Genomic DNA, 12,219 nt, shown 5'->3' with positions numbered 1-12,219 from the left:
CCCATGTTGAAAGGCAACCTCGCCGGACTGATGAAGCAAGCGCAGCAAATGCAGGAAAACATGAAGAAGATGCAGGAGCAGCTTGCGCTGATCGAAGTCGAAGGGCAGTCGGGCGCCGGCCTCGTCAAGGTGACGATGACGTGCCGCAATGAAGTGCGTCGCGTGTCGATCGACCCGAGCCTGCTCGCGGACGACAAGGACATGCTTGAGGATCTCGTCGCGGCTGCGTTCAACGACGCCGTGCGCAAGGCCGAAGCGACGTCGCAGGAAAAGATGAGCGGCATGACGTCGGGCCTGCCGTTGCCCCCGGGCTTCAAGCTGCCGTTCTGAGCGTAGCGTCCGTGTCACTTTTTGCTGCCGTATGAAACAGCCGTCCGCCCTGTCCGCGCTCGTCGAAGCGTTACGCGTGCTGCCCGGCGTCGGGCCGAAATCCGCCCAGCGCATGGCGGTCCACCTGATGCAGCACGATCGGGAGGGTGCGGAGCGGCTCGGCCGGTCGCTGCTGTTCGCGACCGAGCACCTGCAGCACTGCGAGAAGTGCAACACGTTCACCGAAGCGCAGATCTGCGAGGTCTGCAGCGACGAAGAGCGTGATCCGACGCTGCTGTGCGTCGTCGAGACGCCTGCCGACCAGATCATGCTCGAGCAGACGATGACTTACCGCGGGCTGTATTTCGTGCTGATGGGCCGGCTGAGCCCGCTCGACGGGATCGGCCCGAAGGAAATCCATTTCGACCGCCTCGTGCGGCGCGCGTCCGATGGTGTCGTCAAGGAAGTCGTGCTCGCGACCAACTTCACGAACGAAGGCGAAGCCACCGCGCACTACCTCGGCCAGACGCTGAAGGCGCGCGGGCTCGCGGTCACGCGCCTCGCGCGCGGCGTGCCGGTGGGCGGGGAGCTCGAATACGTCGACGCGGGCACCATCGCCCGCGCAATGCTCGACCGCCGCACGATGTAAGCCGGGCGCCGCCGGCCGCTCGCCGCGTTGCGCTCCTTGGCGATACGTCGGTATTCGCGGCGTCGCGCGCCTCGCGAGCGGCCGTTCTCGTGGCAACGCATGCACGTTCCATATGTAAACAGACCCTAGGAGACACATGAGCACCAGCCAGGGCCCGCTCGCGGGCGTCAAAGTGCTCGAATTCGGAACGCTGATCGCGGGACCGTTCGCGTCGCGGCTGTTCGCCGAATTCGGCGCGGAAGTGATCAAGATCGAGGATCCGAACGGGGGCGACCCGCTGCGCAAGTGGCGCAAGCTCCATCCGGAGCAGGGCGGCACGTCGCTGTGGTGGTCCGTCCAGGCGCGCAACAAGAAATCGGTCACGCTCAACCTGAAGGCCGACGCCGGCAAGGCGATCGCGCGGCAACTCGCGCGCGAGGCCGACATCGTGATCGAGAATTTCCGCCCGGGCCTGCTCGAAAAGCTCGGGCTCGGCTACGACGTGCTGTCGGCCGAGAACCCGGGCCTCGTGATGGTGCGCCTGTCCGGTTACGGGCAGACCGGCCCGTACCGCGACCGGCCCGGCTTCGGCGCGATCGCCGAATCGATGGGCGGGCTGCGTCACATTACCGGCTATCCCGAACTGCCGCCGCCGCGCATCGGCATCTCGATCGGCGATTCGATCGCCGCGCTGCACGGCGTGATCGGCGCGCTGATGGCGCTGCATCACCGCAAGGTCAACGGCGGGGCGGGGCAGGTGGTCGACGTTGCACTGTATGAAGCCGTCTTCAACATGATGGAAAGCGTCGTGCCCGAATACGGCGTGTACGGGATGGTGCGCGAGCGCACCGGCGCGTCGCTGCCGGGCATCGTGCCGTCGAATACGTATGCGTGCCGCGACGGCAGCATCGTGATCGGCGGCAACAGCGACCCGATCTTCAAGCGGCTGATGAAGGCGATCGAGCGCGACGACCTCGCGGACGATCCTGCGCTCGCGCAAAACGACGGGCGCGTGCCGCGCACGCAGGAGATCGACGACGCGATTGCCGCGTGGCTTGCGCCGCGCACGATCGAAGAAGCTCTCGTCGTGCTCAACGCGGCCGACGTGCCCGCCGGCCGCATCTACAGCGCCGCCGACATGTTTACCGATCCGCAGTTCGTCGCGCGGCAGATGATCCAGCGCTTCAAGCTGGCCGACGGCACCGACATTCCGTTGCCGAACATCACGCCGAAGCTGTCCGACACGCCGGGCGAAACGCGCTGGCTCGGGCCCGAGCTCGGCGAGCATACGGACGAGGTGCTGCGCGGCCTCGGCTACGACGCGCCGGCGATTGCCGCACTGCGCGAAGCGGGCGCGATTTGACCACCCTCGGGCCTGTCGCTTCGCGCCGGGCTTCCGGAACGGCGCATTCTGCCAGGGCGCTCCGTTGGCGGGGGGAAACCCGGGGCGGCGCGACGTTTTCCTGAGCACGCGGAACGCCGCGCCGCAACGCGGCGGCGCAGCGTGTCCGGGTGCCCGCAGCCGTCGCTCCGCAGTCGCCGGACTGTCGCTCTCGCGCCATCTTTCCTCGGTTACAATCGCCGGATGCGAATCCTACTCAGCAACGACGACGGCTATCTCGCCCCCGGTCTCGCCGCGCTCAGCGACGCGCTGCAGCCGCTGGCCGAGCTCACGGTGATCGCGCCCGAGCAGAACTGCAGCGGCGCGTCGAATTCCCTCACGCTGTCGCGGCCGCTGTCGGTGCAGCGCGCGGCGAGTACGGGTTTCTTCTACGTGAACGGCACGCCGACCGATTCGGTACACGTCGCGTTGACGGGGATGGCCGACGCCAGGCCGGATCTCGTCGTTTCCGGGATCAACAACGGCCAGAACATGGGCGAGGACACGCTCTATTCGGGGACAGTTGCGGCCGCCACCGAGGGCATCATGTTCGGCGTGCCGGCCATCGCATTCTCGCTGGTCGACAAGGGCTGGGCCCATCTGGCGGACGCCGCGCGCGTCGCCGCGGAAATCGTCGAGCACTCTCTCGCGCATCCGCTGCCGGGCCAGCCGCTGCTCAACGTCAATATTCCGAACCTGCCGTATAACGAACTGAAAGGCTGGAAGGTCACGCGCCTCGGCAAGCGTCATCCGTCGCAGCCGGTGATTCGCCAGACCGACCCGCGCGGCGAACCGATCTACTGGATCGGCGCGGCGGGCGAAGCGCTGGACGCCAGCGACGGCACCGATTTTCATGCAGTGGCAAACGGTTTCGTGTCGATCACGCCGCTGCAGCTGGACCTCACGCACACGCAGATGCTGTCCGCGACGCGCGAATGGGCGCGCGCCGGAGGGCGGGCTTCATGAGCGGCGAGCGCGCGAAGCGGTTCCCGCTCGCGCTCGAAGATCTCAAGCGAGCGCCACGCAAGTCGGAAGGTCGGGCCGGCGAACGCCATGCGGCGGTTGCGGCATCGAAGGCCGCCGACAAGCCTGCGGCCGTGCTGAAACCGGTTGCGGTGAAGCCCGCTGCGACGCGATCGGCGTTGCCCGGCTCCGCCGCCGCGAAGCCGGCGACCGCGCCGAAGCCGACCGCACTGAAGCCGGCGATGCCGAAGCCGGCCGCACCGAGCGTCGCGCCGGCCGGCGCGTTCGCGCTTACGTCGGAACGCGTGCGCGAACGGATGGTCGAACGGCTGCGCGCGAACGGTGTGACCGACGCGCGTGTGCTGGAAGCGATGGCCGCGGTGCCGCGACACATGTTCGTGGATCCGGGGCTCGCGACGCAGGCCTACGAGGATTCGGCGTTGCCGATCGGCCACCAGCAGACCATTTCAAAGCCGTCGGTCGTCGCGCGCATGATCGAGCTCGCGATGGCCGGCCGCACGCTCGAGCGCGTTCTCGAGATCGGCACGGGCTGCGGCTATCAGGCCGCCGTGCTGAGCCACGTGGCACGCGACGTGTATTCGATTGAACGCATCAAGCCGCTCTACGAGCGCGCGAAGCTGAACCTGCGGCCGCTGCGCGTGCCGAACATCCGTCTGCACTACGGCGACGGGCGTGTCGGCTTGCCGTCCGCAGCCCCGTTCGACGCGATCGTGATCGCGGCGGCAGGGCTCGACGTGCCGCAGGCGCTGCTCGAGCAGCTCGCGATCGGCGGGCGGCTCGTCGCGCCGGTCGGCGCGCAGAGCGGACAGCACCAGGTGCTCACGCTCGTCGAGCGCGTCGCGCACGCGCAATGGCGAGAGTCACGGCTTGATCGCGTTTTCTTTGTCCCTTTAAAATCCGGAGTAATTTGAAACCGATGAGTATGTTGCGCGCGATGCAAAACAACCGTTCCAGGGAACCGCTCACGCTCGCCCAGCGGGCGATCTGCGTAGCTGCGTTCTCCACGCTTCTGGCCGCCTGTGCGACGCGGCTCGACAACGCGCCCGTCGTCGATCGCTCCGGTTCGCTCGGCACGACCGGCACCGCGCAGCCCGCGGCGCCGCTTCCTCCGGCGCCGCCGGGTTACTACCGGGTGAAGCCGGGCGACACGCTGTACCGGATCGCACTCGAAAACGGGCAGAACTATCGCGACATCGCCGCGTGGAACAACCTGGCGAACCCGAATCAGATTGAAGTCGACCAGCTGCTGCGCGTTTCGCCGCAGGCTGGTGCCGCCGTTACGGGCACGCAGGTCGCCGCACCGATCGCGGGCGCCGCTGTTGCGACCGCGCCGCTCAGCAGCGGCCCGGCAACGCCGGCCGCCGGCACGTCGTCGTCGGTCGCGACGCCGCCTGCCGCGGCAGCCGCATCGAGCGATACGGCAGCCGCGCCGAGCGGCCCCGTGACGTTCGCATGGCCCGCGCGCGGTCCCGTGCTGAACGGTTTCGACGACGCGAAGAACAAGGGCGTCAATATCGGCGGGTCGGCCGGCGAGACCGTGAAGGCGGCGGCCGACGGTCGCGTCGTCTACTCGGGCAATGGCCTGCGCGGCTACGGCAACCTCATTATCATCAAGCACGATGCAACTTACCTCACGGCGTATGCACACAATCGCGCTTTGATGGTAAAAGAGGGGGACGCGGTAACGAAGGGGCAGAAGATCGCCGAGATGGGGAACAGCGATTCCGACCGCGTGATGCTGCATTTCGAGGTTCGCCGGCAGGGTAAACCTGTCGATCCGCTGAAGTATTTGCCGCCTCAATAACCGAGACGACCATGCCGAAATCGAAGCGCCACGAGCCGCAAGCCGAGTCTGAGAAAATCAGTCGAGCCACGCAAGCATCGGTGGGGCGAGCTGGTGCTTCGACGGACGACGAAGACGACGTCGCGGACAACGAGCGTGATCTCGATGCACGCGACGCCGACGCGGACGGTGGCGACGACGAGCGCGAAGGCCGTGTCGAGGCGGCGCCCGATGTCGACGATTTCCGCACGATGCTGCAGGCCGAGCTCACGGCCGACACGATCCAGCATTACCTGAACCGCATCAGCGTGAAGCCGCTGCTCACCGTCGAGGAGGAGCAGCGCTATTCGCGTCTGGCCAAGGCCGGCGAATTCGAGGCGCGGCAGGTGATGATCGAGCGCAATCTGCGTCTCGTCGTCAGCATCGCGAAGGGATATCTGAACCGTGGCGTGCCGCTGCTCGACCTGATCGAGGAAGGCAACCTCGGCCTGATGCACGCCATCGAGAAATTCGACCCGACGCGCGGCTTCCGTTTCTCGACCTACGCGACGTGGTGGATCCGGCAGAGCATCGAGCGCGCGATCATGAACCAGGCCCGCACGGTGCGCCTGCCGGTGCACGTGATCCGCGAACTGAACCAGGTGCTGCGCGCGAAGCGCCACCTCGAAAAGAACTCGATGTCGACGGGCGAGGCGGCCGAGCGTCGCGAAGCCAGCATCGACGACATCGCCTATCTCACCGGCAAGACCGCCGAGGAAGTCACCGACATCCTTGCGCTCAACGAGCACACGGCGTCGCTCGACGCGCCGCTCGACCTCGATCCCGCGAGCAGCCTGCTCGACCTGCTGCCTGACGACCAGAGCCAGTCGCCCGACGCGGAGGTTCAGCACCGCGAGCTCGAGACGCTGACGCGCGCGTGGCTGTCGCGGTTGTCCGACAAGCATCGGCATGTGATCGAGCGCCGCTTCGGCCTGAACCACATCGAACCGGCAACGCTCGAGGAGCTGGCCGACGAGATGGGGCTCACGCGCGAGCGCGTGCGCCAGATCCAGCAGGAAGCGCTGGTGCGCCTCAAGCGGTTTTTCGCCTCCAACGGTGTGCGCAAGGACGCCGTTCTGTAACTGATGACTCCGATTCTTGTGTTTGACATCGAGACGATTCCCGATGTCGACGGCATTCGCCGTCTGGAAGACCTGCCCGCGACGCTCGACGATGCCGCGGTGGCCGAGCATGCATTCGCCGCCCGCCGCGAGAAGACCGGCGGCGATTTCCTGCCGCACCACCTGCAGCGCATCGCGGCGATTTCCTGCGTGTTCCGCGACAACAACGGTTTTCGTGTGCGCTCGCTCGGCACGCCGCAGGACAACGAAGCGACGCTGATCCAGTCGTTCTACCGCGTGATCGAGAAATACACGCCGCAGCTCGTGTCGTGGAACGGCGGCGGCTTCGATCTGCCGGTGCTCCATTACCGCGCGCTCGTGCACGGTATCCCTGCGAGCCGCTACTGGGATCTCGGCGAGGATGACCGCGATTTCAAGTGGAACAACTACATCTCGCGTTACCACTCCCGGCATACCGACCTGATGGATGTGCTCGCGATGTATCAGGCGCGCGCGAATGCGCCGCTCGACGCGCTCGCGAAGATGTGCGGCTTTCCGGGCAAGCTCGGCATGGACGGCAGCCAGGTGTGGCCGGCGTTCCAGGCCGGGCGAATCGAGGAAATCCGCAATTATTGCGAAACCGACGTCGTCAATACCTACCTGCTGTACTGCCGGTTCCAGTTGATGCGCGGCGGCCTGACGCCGAGCGAGTATGCGGACGAGATCCTGCTCGTGAAGAACTCGCTTGCACAGGAGCCTGCGTCGCACTGGGCCGAATACCTGGCCGGTTTCGACGCATAGCGAGGGCGAGTGCGCTGCGGCCGGCGGCGCGATCAGGCCAGTTCGAGCAGCACCGGCTGGTGATCGGACGCGCGCACGTCGCCGTCGATTTCACAGCGCATGACGCGCGGCAGCAGCGTATCGGTCACGAACACGAAGTCGCACGCGAGCGGCCCCTCCGACCATTGCACCGTATCGTAGACACCCGCCGTCGGCGGTGGCATGCGGCCCGGGTGTCGCGCGACCCATGCGTCGATGAAGCACGGTGCGTCCGAGATTGGCTCCAGGAGTCGGCAATAGGCGTCGCTGCCGAACGCGCTGTTGAAGTCGCCACAGATGATCGCATCGCGTGGCTGGCCGGTTGCGCTGAACGGCCCCTCGGCGGTTTCGGCGGGCGCCGGTCGTGCCGCGTGCGCGCAGGCCTCGCGGTGCCGGTCGCGCAATGCGTCGACCTGCGCGAGCCGCTGGCGCGCCGAATAATATTCCAGATGCGTGGTGACCACCCGCAGTGGCCCGAAGGGCGCCTGCAACGCGACGTCGAGCGCGACGCGCGGCATCGACGGCGCGCCGGCGTCGGCCGGCCACGGCAGCAACTGGCGGAGTGCGCGCCCGACCGGCATGCGGGTCGCGATTGCGTTGCCGAACTGGCGGCGCGGTGCGCCGGTTTCAATGGGCGGCAAGTCGGCACCGATCGCTTCGACGATCGTATATCCGGGCAGCAGCGCCGCGAGTTCGGCGAACTGGTCGGCACCGGGCCGGCCGGGCAGTGCGCCGAAGCCGCGCGTGACTTCCTGCAGGCACAGCACGTCGAAGTCGCCCAGCGCGCGGATCGCGGCGACGGTGCGCGAAAGATCGACGCCGCCGTCCGCGTCCCGACCCCATTGGATGTTCCAGTCGATCAGTTGCATGGTCGAATCTCCTGTCGGGCGGATCTCGGGCCCGGGCTTACCTGAGTCGGCGCCACGGGCCACGTGGCCGCTGGCGCTCTCGGGGGCCCGCCTGTCTGGCCGTTCCGGCGCAATGCCGGGCCGTCTATGCTTAAGTATCGGCGCTTGGCGCATGCAAAGCGGGCGATGCGGGCCTGCGTCGTCTACAATCTCGCCTTCTTCAACGTTTGTCAGGAAAAGCTGGTGTCCGAAGCCGTCCCCACTTCTGCGCGCAAATCAAGAAACGCGCCCGTCGCGCCCGGAATCGCCCCGGTCCTCGAGATCGAATCGCTCGACATGGAAGCGCGCGGTGTCGGCCGCACGATCACCGCGGACGGCGAGCCGGGCAAGGTCATCTTCGTCGAGGGCGCGCTGCCGGGCGAGCGTGTGACCTATTCGAGCTTCCGCCGCAAGCCGAGCTACGAGCAGGCGACGGTCGTCGACATTCTGCGCCCGAGCGTGATGCGCACGAAGCCGAAATGCGCGTTCTTCGGCACCTGCGGCGGTTGCTCGATGCAGCATCTTGACATGCGGGCGCAGGTGGCGGTCAAGCAGCGCGTGCTCGAAGACAACCTGTGGCACCTCGCGAAGCTGCGCGCGGAAACGATGTTCGCGCCGATTCACGGCCCGTCGTGGGGCTATCGCTACCGCGCGCGCCTGACCGTGCGCAACGTCGCGAAGAAGGGCGGCGTGCTGGTCGGGTTCCACGAGAAGAAGAGCAGCTACGTCGCCGACATGACGAGCTGCGAAGTGCTGCCGCCGCACGTGTCGGCGATGCTCGTGCCGCTGCGCCGGCTGGTCGAGGGGTTGTCGATCCGCGATCGGATGCCGCAGATCGAGCTCGCGGTCGGTTCAGAAGTCACGGCGCTCGTGCTGCGCGTGCTGGAGCCGATCAACGCGGACGACGAAGCGCTGCTGCGCGCGTTCGCGGACGAGCACAAGGTGCAGTTCTGGCTGCAGCCGAAAGGGCCGGACACGGTGACGCCGTTCTATCCGCTCGACGTATCGCTCGACTACACGCTGCCGGAATTCGGCATCCGCATGCCGTTCAAGCCGACCGATTTCACGCAGGTCAATCATCAAATCAACCGCGTGCTGGTGGGGCGCGCGCTGCGCCTGCTCGCGCCGTCGCGCGACGACCGCGTGCTCGACCTGTTCTGCGGGATCGGCAACTTCACGCTGCCGCTCGCGCGGCTGTCGCGCGAGGTGATGGGCATCGAAGGCAGCGATACGCTGACGACGCGCGCGCTGGCGAATGCGCGCGAGAACGGTGTCGACGGCCACACGACGTTCGCATGCCGGAACCTGTTCGAAGTGACGGGCGACGACATGCGTGCGCTCGGCGCATTCGACAAGTTCCTGATCGACCCGCCGCGCGAAGGCGCGCTCGCGGTGTCGAAGGCGCTGGCCGAGATCGCGCAGAGCGGTAAAGGCCCGTTGCCGAAGCGCATCGTCTACGTGTCGTGCAACCCGTCGACGCTGGCGCGCGACGCGGGCCTGCTCGTGCACGAGGCCGGCTACCGCCTGAAGGGCGCCGGTGTCGTGAACATGTTCCCGAATACGTCGCACGTCGAATCGATCGCGCTGTTCGAGCGCGACTGAGTCAGGCGGCGGACGTAAAAAAACCGGCCCGCGGGCCGGTTTTTTCATGGGGTGTAGCGAACGTCAGTTGCGGTTGCCGCCGAAGATGCCGAGCAGTGCGAGCAGGTTCGTGAACACGTTGTACAGGTCGAGGTAGATCGCGAGCGTGGCCGAGATGTAGTTCGTCTCGCCGCCGTTCACGACGCGCTGGACGTCGAACAGCATGTAGGCGGAGAAGATCGCGATCGCGAGTACCGACACGGTGAGCATCAGCGCCGGGAGTTGCAGGAAGATGTTCGCGACCGAGGCGAGCAGGATCACGATCACGCCCATGAACAGCCACTTGCCGAGCCCCGAGAAGTCACGCTTGCTGACGGTGGCGATCGTCGCCATCGCGGCGAAGATGATGCCGGTGCCGCCGAACGCGAGCATGATCAACGACGGGCCGTTCGAGAAGCCGAGGATGAAGCTCAGCAGCCGCGACAGCATGAGGCCCATGAAGAACGTGAAGCCGAGCAGCACGAATACGCCGGCCGCGCTGTTTTTGGTCCGCTCGATCGCGAACATGAAGCCGAACGCGATCGCGAAGAACGCGAGCAGGCTCATCATCGGGCTCGTGGCCGCGAACAGCGAGAAGCCCGTCGCGACGCCGACCCAGGCGCCCAGCACGGTCGGCACCATCGACAGCGCGAGCAGCCAGTACGTGTTCCGCAGCACGCGGTTGCGAACCTCGGCGGTGCTGACGGAACCGCCGCGGCCGAAATTGTACGGATAGTCGTTCATGGTTTCTCCTAACATTGAACGCGTGGGCGTCCGGGGCCGGTTCGGCACACGCGGTGTGCGGCGCAGCAAACCGGAGCAGCTATGGCTAAGATACGTTCCGTGCCGGGAGGTTTCAATGGCCAGGCAGCACAAAACATATGGATTCGGAACCTTTCACGTGTGTAAGGGTTCAATCGCAATGATACACGGGATCGTGCTACAATAGCGGATTCATTTGAACCTGTAACTTCTTAATTTTTTGGAGTTTTTATGGCAATCGAGCGCACCCTGTCGATCATCAAGCCGGATGCGGTGGCAAAGAACGTGATCGGCCAGATCTACAGCCGTTTCGAAGGCGCCGGCCTGAAGATCGTCGCATCGCGCATGGCGCACCTGTCGCGTGCTGACGCAGAGAAGTTCTACGCGGTTCACGCAGCGCGTCCGTTCTTCAAGGACCTCGTCGATTTCATGATCTCGGGCCCGGTGATGATCCAGGTTCTGGAAGGTGAAGGCGCGATCCTGAAGAACCGCGACCTGATGGGCGCAACGGATCCGAAGAAGGCAGAAAAGGGCACGATCCGCGCCGACTTCGCCGACAGCATCGACGCGAACGCCGTGCACGGCTCGGACGCTGCTGAAACGGCAGCGGTCGAAATCGCGTTCTTCTTCCCGGAAATGAACGTTTACTCGCGCTAAGCCCTGGCTGGCAGCAAGTAGGCAGGATTCAGCGCACGCGGCAAGGCAGCACATCATGACGAGCGAAACTTCCGTCAATCTTCTCGACTTCGATGCCGAGGGTCTTGTCGCGTACTGCGGCAGCCTCGGCGAGAAGCCGTTCCGCGCCAAGCAGTTGCAGCGCTGGATCCACCAGTACAACGCTGGCGACTTCGACGGCATGACCGATCTCGCGAAGTCCTTGAGAGAAAAACTCAAGGGCCGCGCGTCGATCGGCATGCCCGAGATCGCCAGCGATCACGTTTCCACCGACGGCACGCGCAAGTGGCTGATCGATGTCGGAAACGGCAATGCGGTCGAAACCGTGTTCATCCCGGAAGAGACGCGCGGCACGCTGTGCGTGTCGTCGCAGGCCGGGTGCGCGGTCAACTGCCGCTTCTGTTCGACGGGCAAGCAGGGCTTTTCCCGCAATCTGTCGACAGCCGAAATCATCGGCCAGCTCCGGATGGCCGAATTTGCGTTGCGAGCGTCCCTGGGCCGCGCGCCCGGCCCGAACGGCAAGGCCGAACGGGTCGTCACCAACGTGGTGATGATGGGCATGGGCGAGCCGCTGCTGAATTACAGCGCGGTCGTGCCGGCGATGCGGCTGATGCTCGACGACAACGCGTACGGCCTGTCGCGCCGCCGCGTCACGCTGTCGACGTCCGGCGTGGTGCCGATGATGGACCGCCTCGGCGCCGAGCTGCCGGTTGCGCTGGCCGTGTCGCTGCACGCACCGAACGATCCGCTGCGCGACGAGCTGGTGCCGCTCAACAAGAAGTATCCGCTGCGCGAGCTGATGGCGGCTTGCCAGCGTTATCTGAAAGTCGCGCCGCGCGACTTCATCACTTTCGAATACTGCATGCTGGACGGCGTCAACGACACCGAAGCGCATGCACGCGAACTGCTGGCCGTCACACGCGACGTGCCGTGCAAGTTCAATCTGATCCCGTTCAATCCGTTTCCGGAATCGGGCCTCATCCGCTCGAAGCCGGAGCAGATCAAGCGCTTTGCACAGGTCCTCATCGACGCGGGTGTCGTCACGACCGTGCGCAAGACGCGCGGCGACGACATCGATGCCGCGTGCGGTCAGCTGGCCGGCGCAGTGAAGGACCGCACGCGCCTCGCGGAACGGACGGGCGCAGCAGGAAAAATCATCGAAGTTCGGGCGATTTGACAGGGATGCCTGGCCGGGGATGCCAGGGTCTTTAAGCGGTACAACACGCGAATAGCGATCGGTCGCGGCGCCTCGGCGTCGCGCATGGTATGGA

At 66.0% G+C, this 12,219-nt stretch carries 13 protein-coding genes; 11 read left to right on the top strand and 2 right to left on the bottom strand.

Features of this window, described 5'->3' with window-relative positions; genetic code table 11:
* The first annotated feature begins 3 nt into the window (after positions 1 to 3).
* From LGM56_RS31360 to LGM56_RS31325, 8 genes are all read left to right on the top strand, one after another.
* Positions 4 to 330 carry a YbaB/EbfC family nucleoid-associated protein gene (locus tag LGM56_RS31360; RefSeq protein ID WP_006482124.1) on the top strand — a complete coding sequence of 109 codons (327 nt, stop codon included), beginning with the start codon at positions 4 to 6 and terminating at the stop codon, positions 328 to 330.
* Positions 331 to 361: 31 nt separating this feature from the next.
* The gene (gene recR / locus LGM56_RS31355; protein ID WP_006478665.1) at positions 362 to 958 is read left to right on the top strand and encodes a recombination mediator RecR; all 597 of its coding nucleotides are present in this window, start codon (positions 362 to 364) and stop codon (positions 956 to 958) included.
* Between the two features lie 136 nt (positions 959 to 1,094).
* On the top strand, positions 1,095 to 2,300 hold the full coding sequence (locus LGM56_RS31350; RefSeq protein ID WP_089425563.1) for a CaiB/BaiF CoA transferase family protein: 1,206 nt from the start codon (positions 1,095 to 1,097) through the stop codon (positions 2,298 to 2,300).
* Between the two features lie 222 nt (positions 2,301 to 2,522).
* A complete protein-coding gene (gene surE / locus LGM56_RS31345; protein WP_089494990.1) occupies positions 2,523 to 3,284 on the top strand; it encodes a 5'/3'-nucleotidase SurE in 762 nt (253 codons plus the stop codon).
* Positions 3,281 to 4,213, top strand: coding sequence for a protein-L-isoaspartate(D-aspartate) O-methyltransferase (locus LGM56_RS31340; RefSeq protein WP_089494989.1), 933 nt, complete (start codon positions 3,281 to 3,283; stop codon positions 4,211 to 4,213). Before surE ends, LGM56_RS31340 begins: the two co-directional genes overlap by 4 nt.
* Positions 4,214 to 4,218: 5 nt before the next feature.
* Positions 4,219 to 5,106: a peptidoglycan DD-metalloendopeptidase family protein gene (locus LGM56_RS31335; RefSeq protein WP_089494988.1), complete on the top strand. Its 888-nt coding sequence runs from the start codon at positions 4,219 to 4,221 to the stop codon at positions 5,104 to 5,106.
* 11 nt (positions 5,107 to 5,117) lie between these two features.
* On the top strand, positions 5,118 to 6,206 hold the full coding sequence (gene rpoS / locus LGM56_RS31330; protein WP_226207696.1) for an RNA polymerase sigma factor RpoS: 1,089 nt from the start codon (positions 5,118 to 5,120) through the stop codon (positions 6,204 to 6,206).
* 3 nt (positions 6,207 to 6,209) lie between these two features.
* A complete protein-coding gene (locus LGM56_RS31325) occupies positions 6,210 to 6,986 on the top strand; it encodes a 3'-5' exonuclease (protein ID WP_039360281.1) in 777 nt (258 codons plus the stop codon).
* A 32-nt stretch (positions 6,987 to 7,018) separates the two neighbouring features.
* Here LGM56_RS31325 and LGM56_RS31320 read toward each other — a convergent pair whose 3' ends face one another.
* Positions 7,019 to 7,873 carry an endonuclease/exonuclease/phosphatase family protein gene (locus LGM56_RS31320; protein WP_226207724.1) on the bottom strand — a complete coding sequence of 285 codons (855 nt, stop codon included), beginning with the start codon at positions 7,871 to 7,873 and terminating at the stop codon, positions 7,019 to 7,021.
* 165 nt (positions 7,874 to 8,038) lie between these two features.
* Here LGM56_RS31320 and rlmD point away from each other — a divergent pair, with 165 nt between their 5' ends.
* Positions 8,039 to 9,493, top strand: coding sequence for a 23S rRNA (uracil(1939)-C(5))-methyltransferase RlmD (rlmD, locus tag LGM56_RS31315; protein ID WP_264171036.1), 1,455 nt, complete (start codon positions 8,039 to 8,041; stop codon positions 9,491 to 9,493).
* Positions 9,494 to 9,556: 63 nt separating this feature from the next.
* On the opposite strand, the gene LGM56_RS31310 is transcribed toward rlmD, so the two are convergent.
* A complete protein-coding gene (locus LGM56_RS31310) occupies positions 9,557 to 10,255 on the bottom strand; it encodes a Bax inhibitor-1/YccA family protein (RefSeq protein WP_006761414.1) in 699 nt (232 codons plus the stop codon).
* 249 nt (positions 10,256 to 10,504) lie between these two features.
* Here LGM56_RS31310 and ndk point away from each other — a divergent pair, with 249 nt between their 5' ends.
* A complete protein-coding gene (gene ndk / locus LGM56_RS31305) occupies positions 10,505 to 10,930 on the top strand; it encodes a nucleoside-diphosphate kinase (RefSeq protein WP_006478674.1) in 426 nt (141 codons plus the stop codon).
* Between the two features lie 55 nt (positions 10,931 to 10,985).
* Positions 10,986 to 12,125, top strand: a complete 1,140-nt coding sequence (rlmN, locus tag LGM56_RS31300; RefSeq protein ID WP_069248105.1) for a 23S rRNA (adenine(2503)-C(2))-methyltransferase RlmN — start codon at positions 10,986 to 10,988, stop codon at positions 12,123 to 12,125.
* The last annotated feature ends 94 nt before the right edge of the window (positions 12,126 to 12,219 follow it).

This window comes from Burkholderia sp. AU38729, assembly GCF_020419725.1.
Lineage (GTDB): Bacteria > Pseudomonadota > Gammaproteobacteria > Burkholderiales > Burkholderiaceae > Burkholderia.
Note: the sequence above shows the minus strand (reverse complement) of the source record. Positions and strands in the feature narration are given on the sequence as shown.

Excerpts from the sequence above, each read along its gene's own strand:
- LGM56_RS31360 (WP_006482124.1), top strand. The coding sequence starts at position 4 with ATGTTGAAAGGCAACCTCGCCGGACTGATGAAGCAAGCGCAGCAAATG.
- recR (WP_006478665.1), top strand. The coding sequence starts at position 362 with ATGAAACAGCCGTCCGCCCTGTCCGCGCTCGTCGAAGCGTTACGCGTG.
- LGM56_RS31350 (WP_089425563.1), top strand. The coding sequence starts at position 1,095 with ATGAGCACCAGCCAGGGCCCGCTCGCGGGCGTCAAAGTGCTCGAATTC.
- surE (WP_089494990.1), top strand. The coding sequence starts at position 2,523 with ATGCGAATCCTACTCAGCAACGACGACGGCTATCTCGCCCCCGGTCTC.
- LGM56_RS31340 (WP_089494989.1), top strand. The coding sequence starts at position 3,281 with ATGAGCGGCGAGCGCGCGAAGCGGTTCCCGCTCGCGCTCGAAGATCTC.
- LGM56_RS31335 (WP_089494988.1), top strand. The coding sequence starts at position 4,219 with ATGAGTATGTTGCGCGCGATGCAAAACAACCGTTCCAGGGAACCGCTC.
- rpoS (WP_226207696.1), top strand. The coding sequence starts at position 5,118 with ATGCCGAAATCGAAGCGCCACGAGCCGCAAGCCGAGTCTGAGAAAATC.
- LGM56_RS31325 (WP_039360281.1), top strand. The coding sequence starts at position 6,210 with ATGACTCCGATTCTTGTGTTTGACATCGAGACGATTCCCGATGTCGAC.
- LGM56_RS31320 (WP_226207724.1), bottom strand. The coding sequence starts at position 7,873 with ATGCAACTGATCGACTGGAACATCCAATGGGGTCGGGACGCGGACGGC.
- rlmD (WP_264171036.1), top strand. The coding sequence starts at position 8,039 with ATGCGGGCCTGCGTCGTCTACAATCTCGCCTTCTTCAACGTTTGTCAG.
- LGM56_RS31310 (WP_006761414.1), bottom strand. The coding sequence starts at position 10,255 with ATGAACGACTATCCGTACAATTTCGGCCGCGGCGGTTCCGTCAGCACC.
- ndk (WP_006478674.1), top strand. The coding sequence starts at position 10,505 with ATGGCAATCGAGCGCACCCTGTCGATCATCAAGCCGGATGCGGTGGCA.
- rlmN (WP_069248105.1), top strand. The coding sequence starts at position 10,986 with ATGACGAGCGAAACTTCCGTCAATCTTCTCGACTTCGATGCCGAGGGT.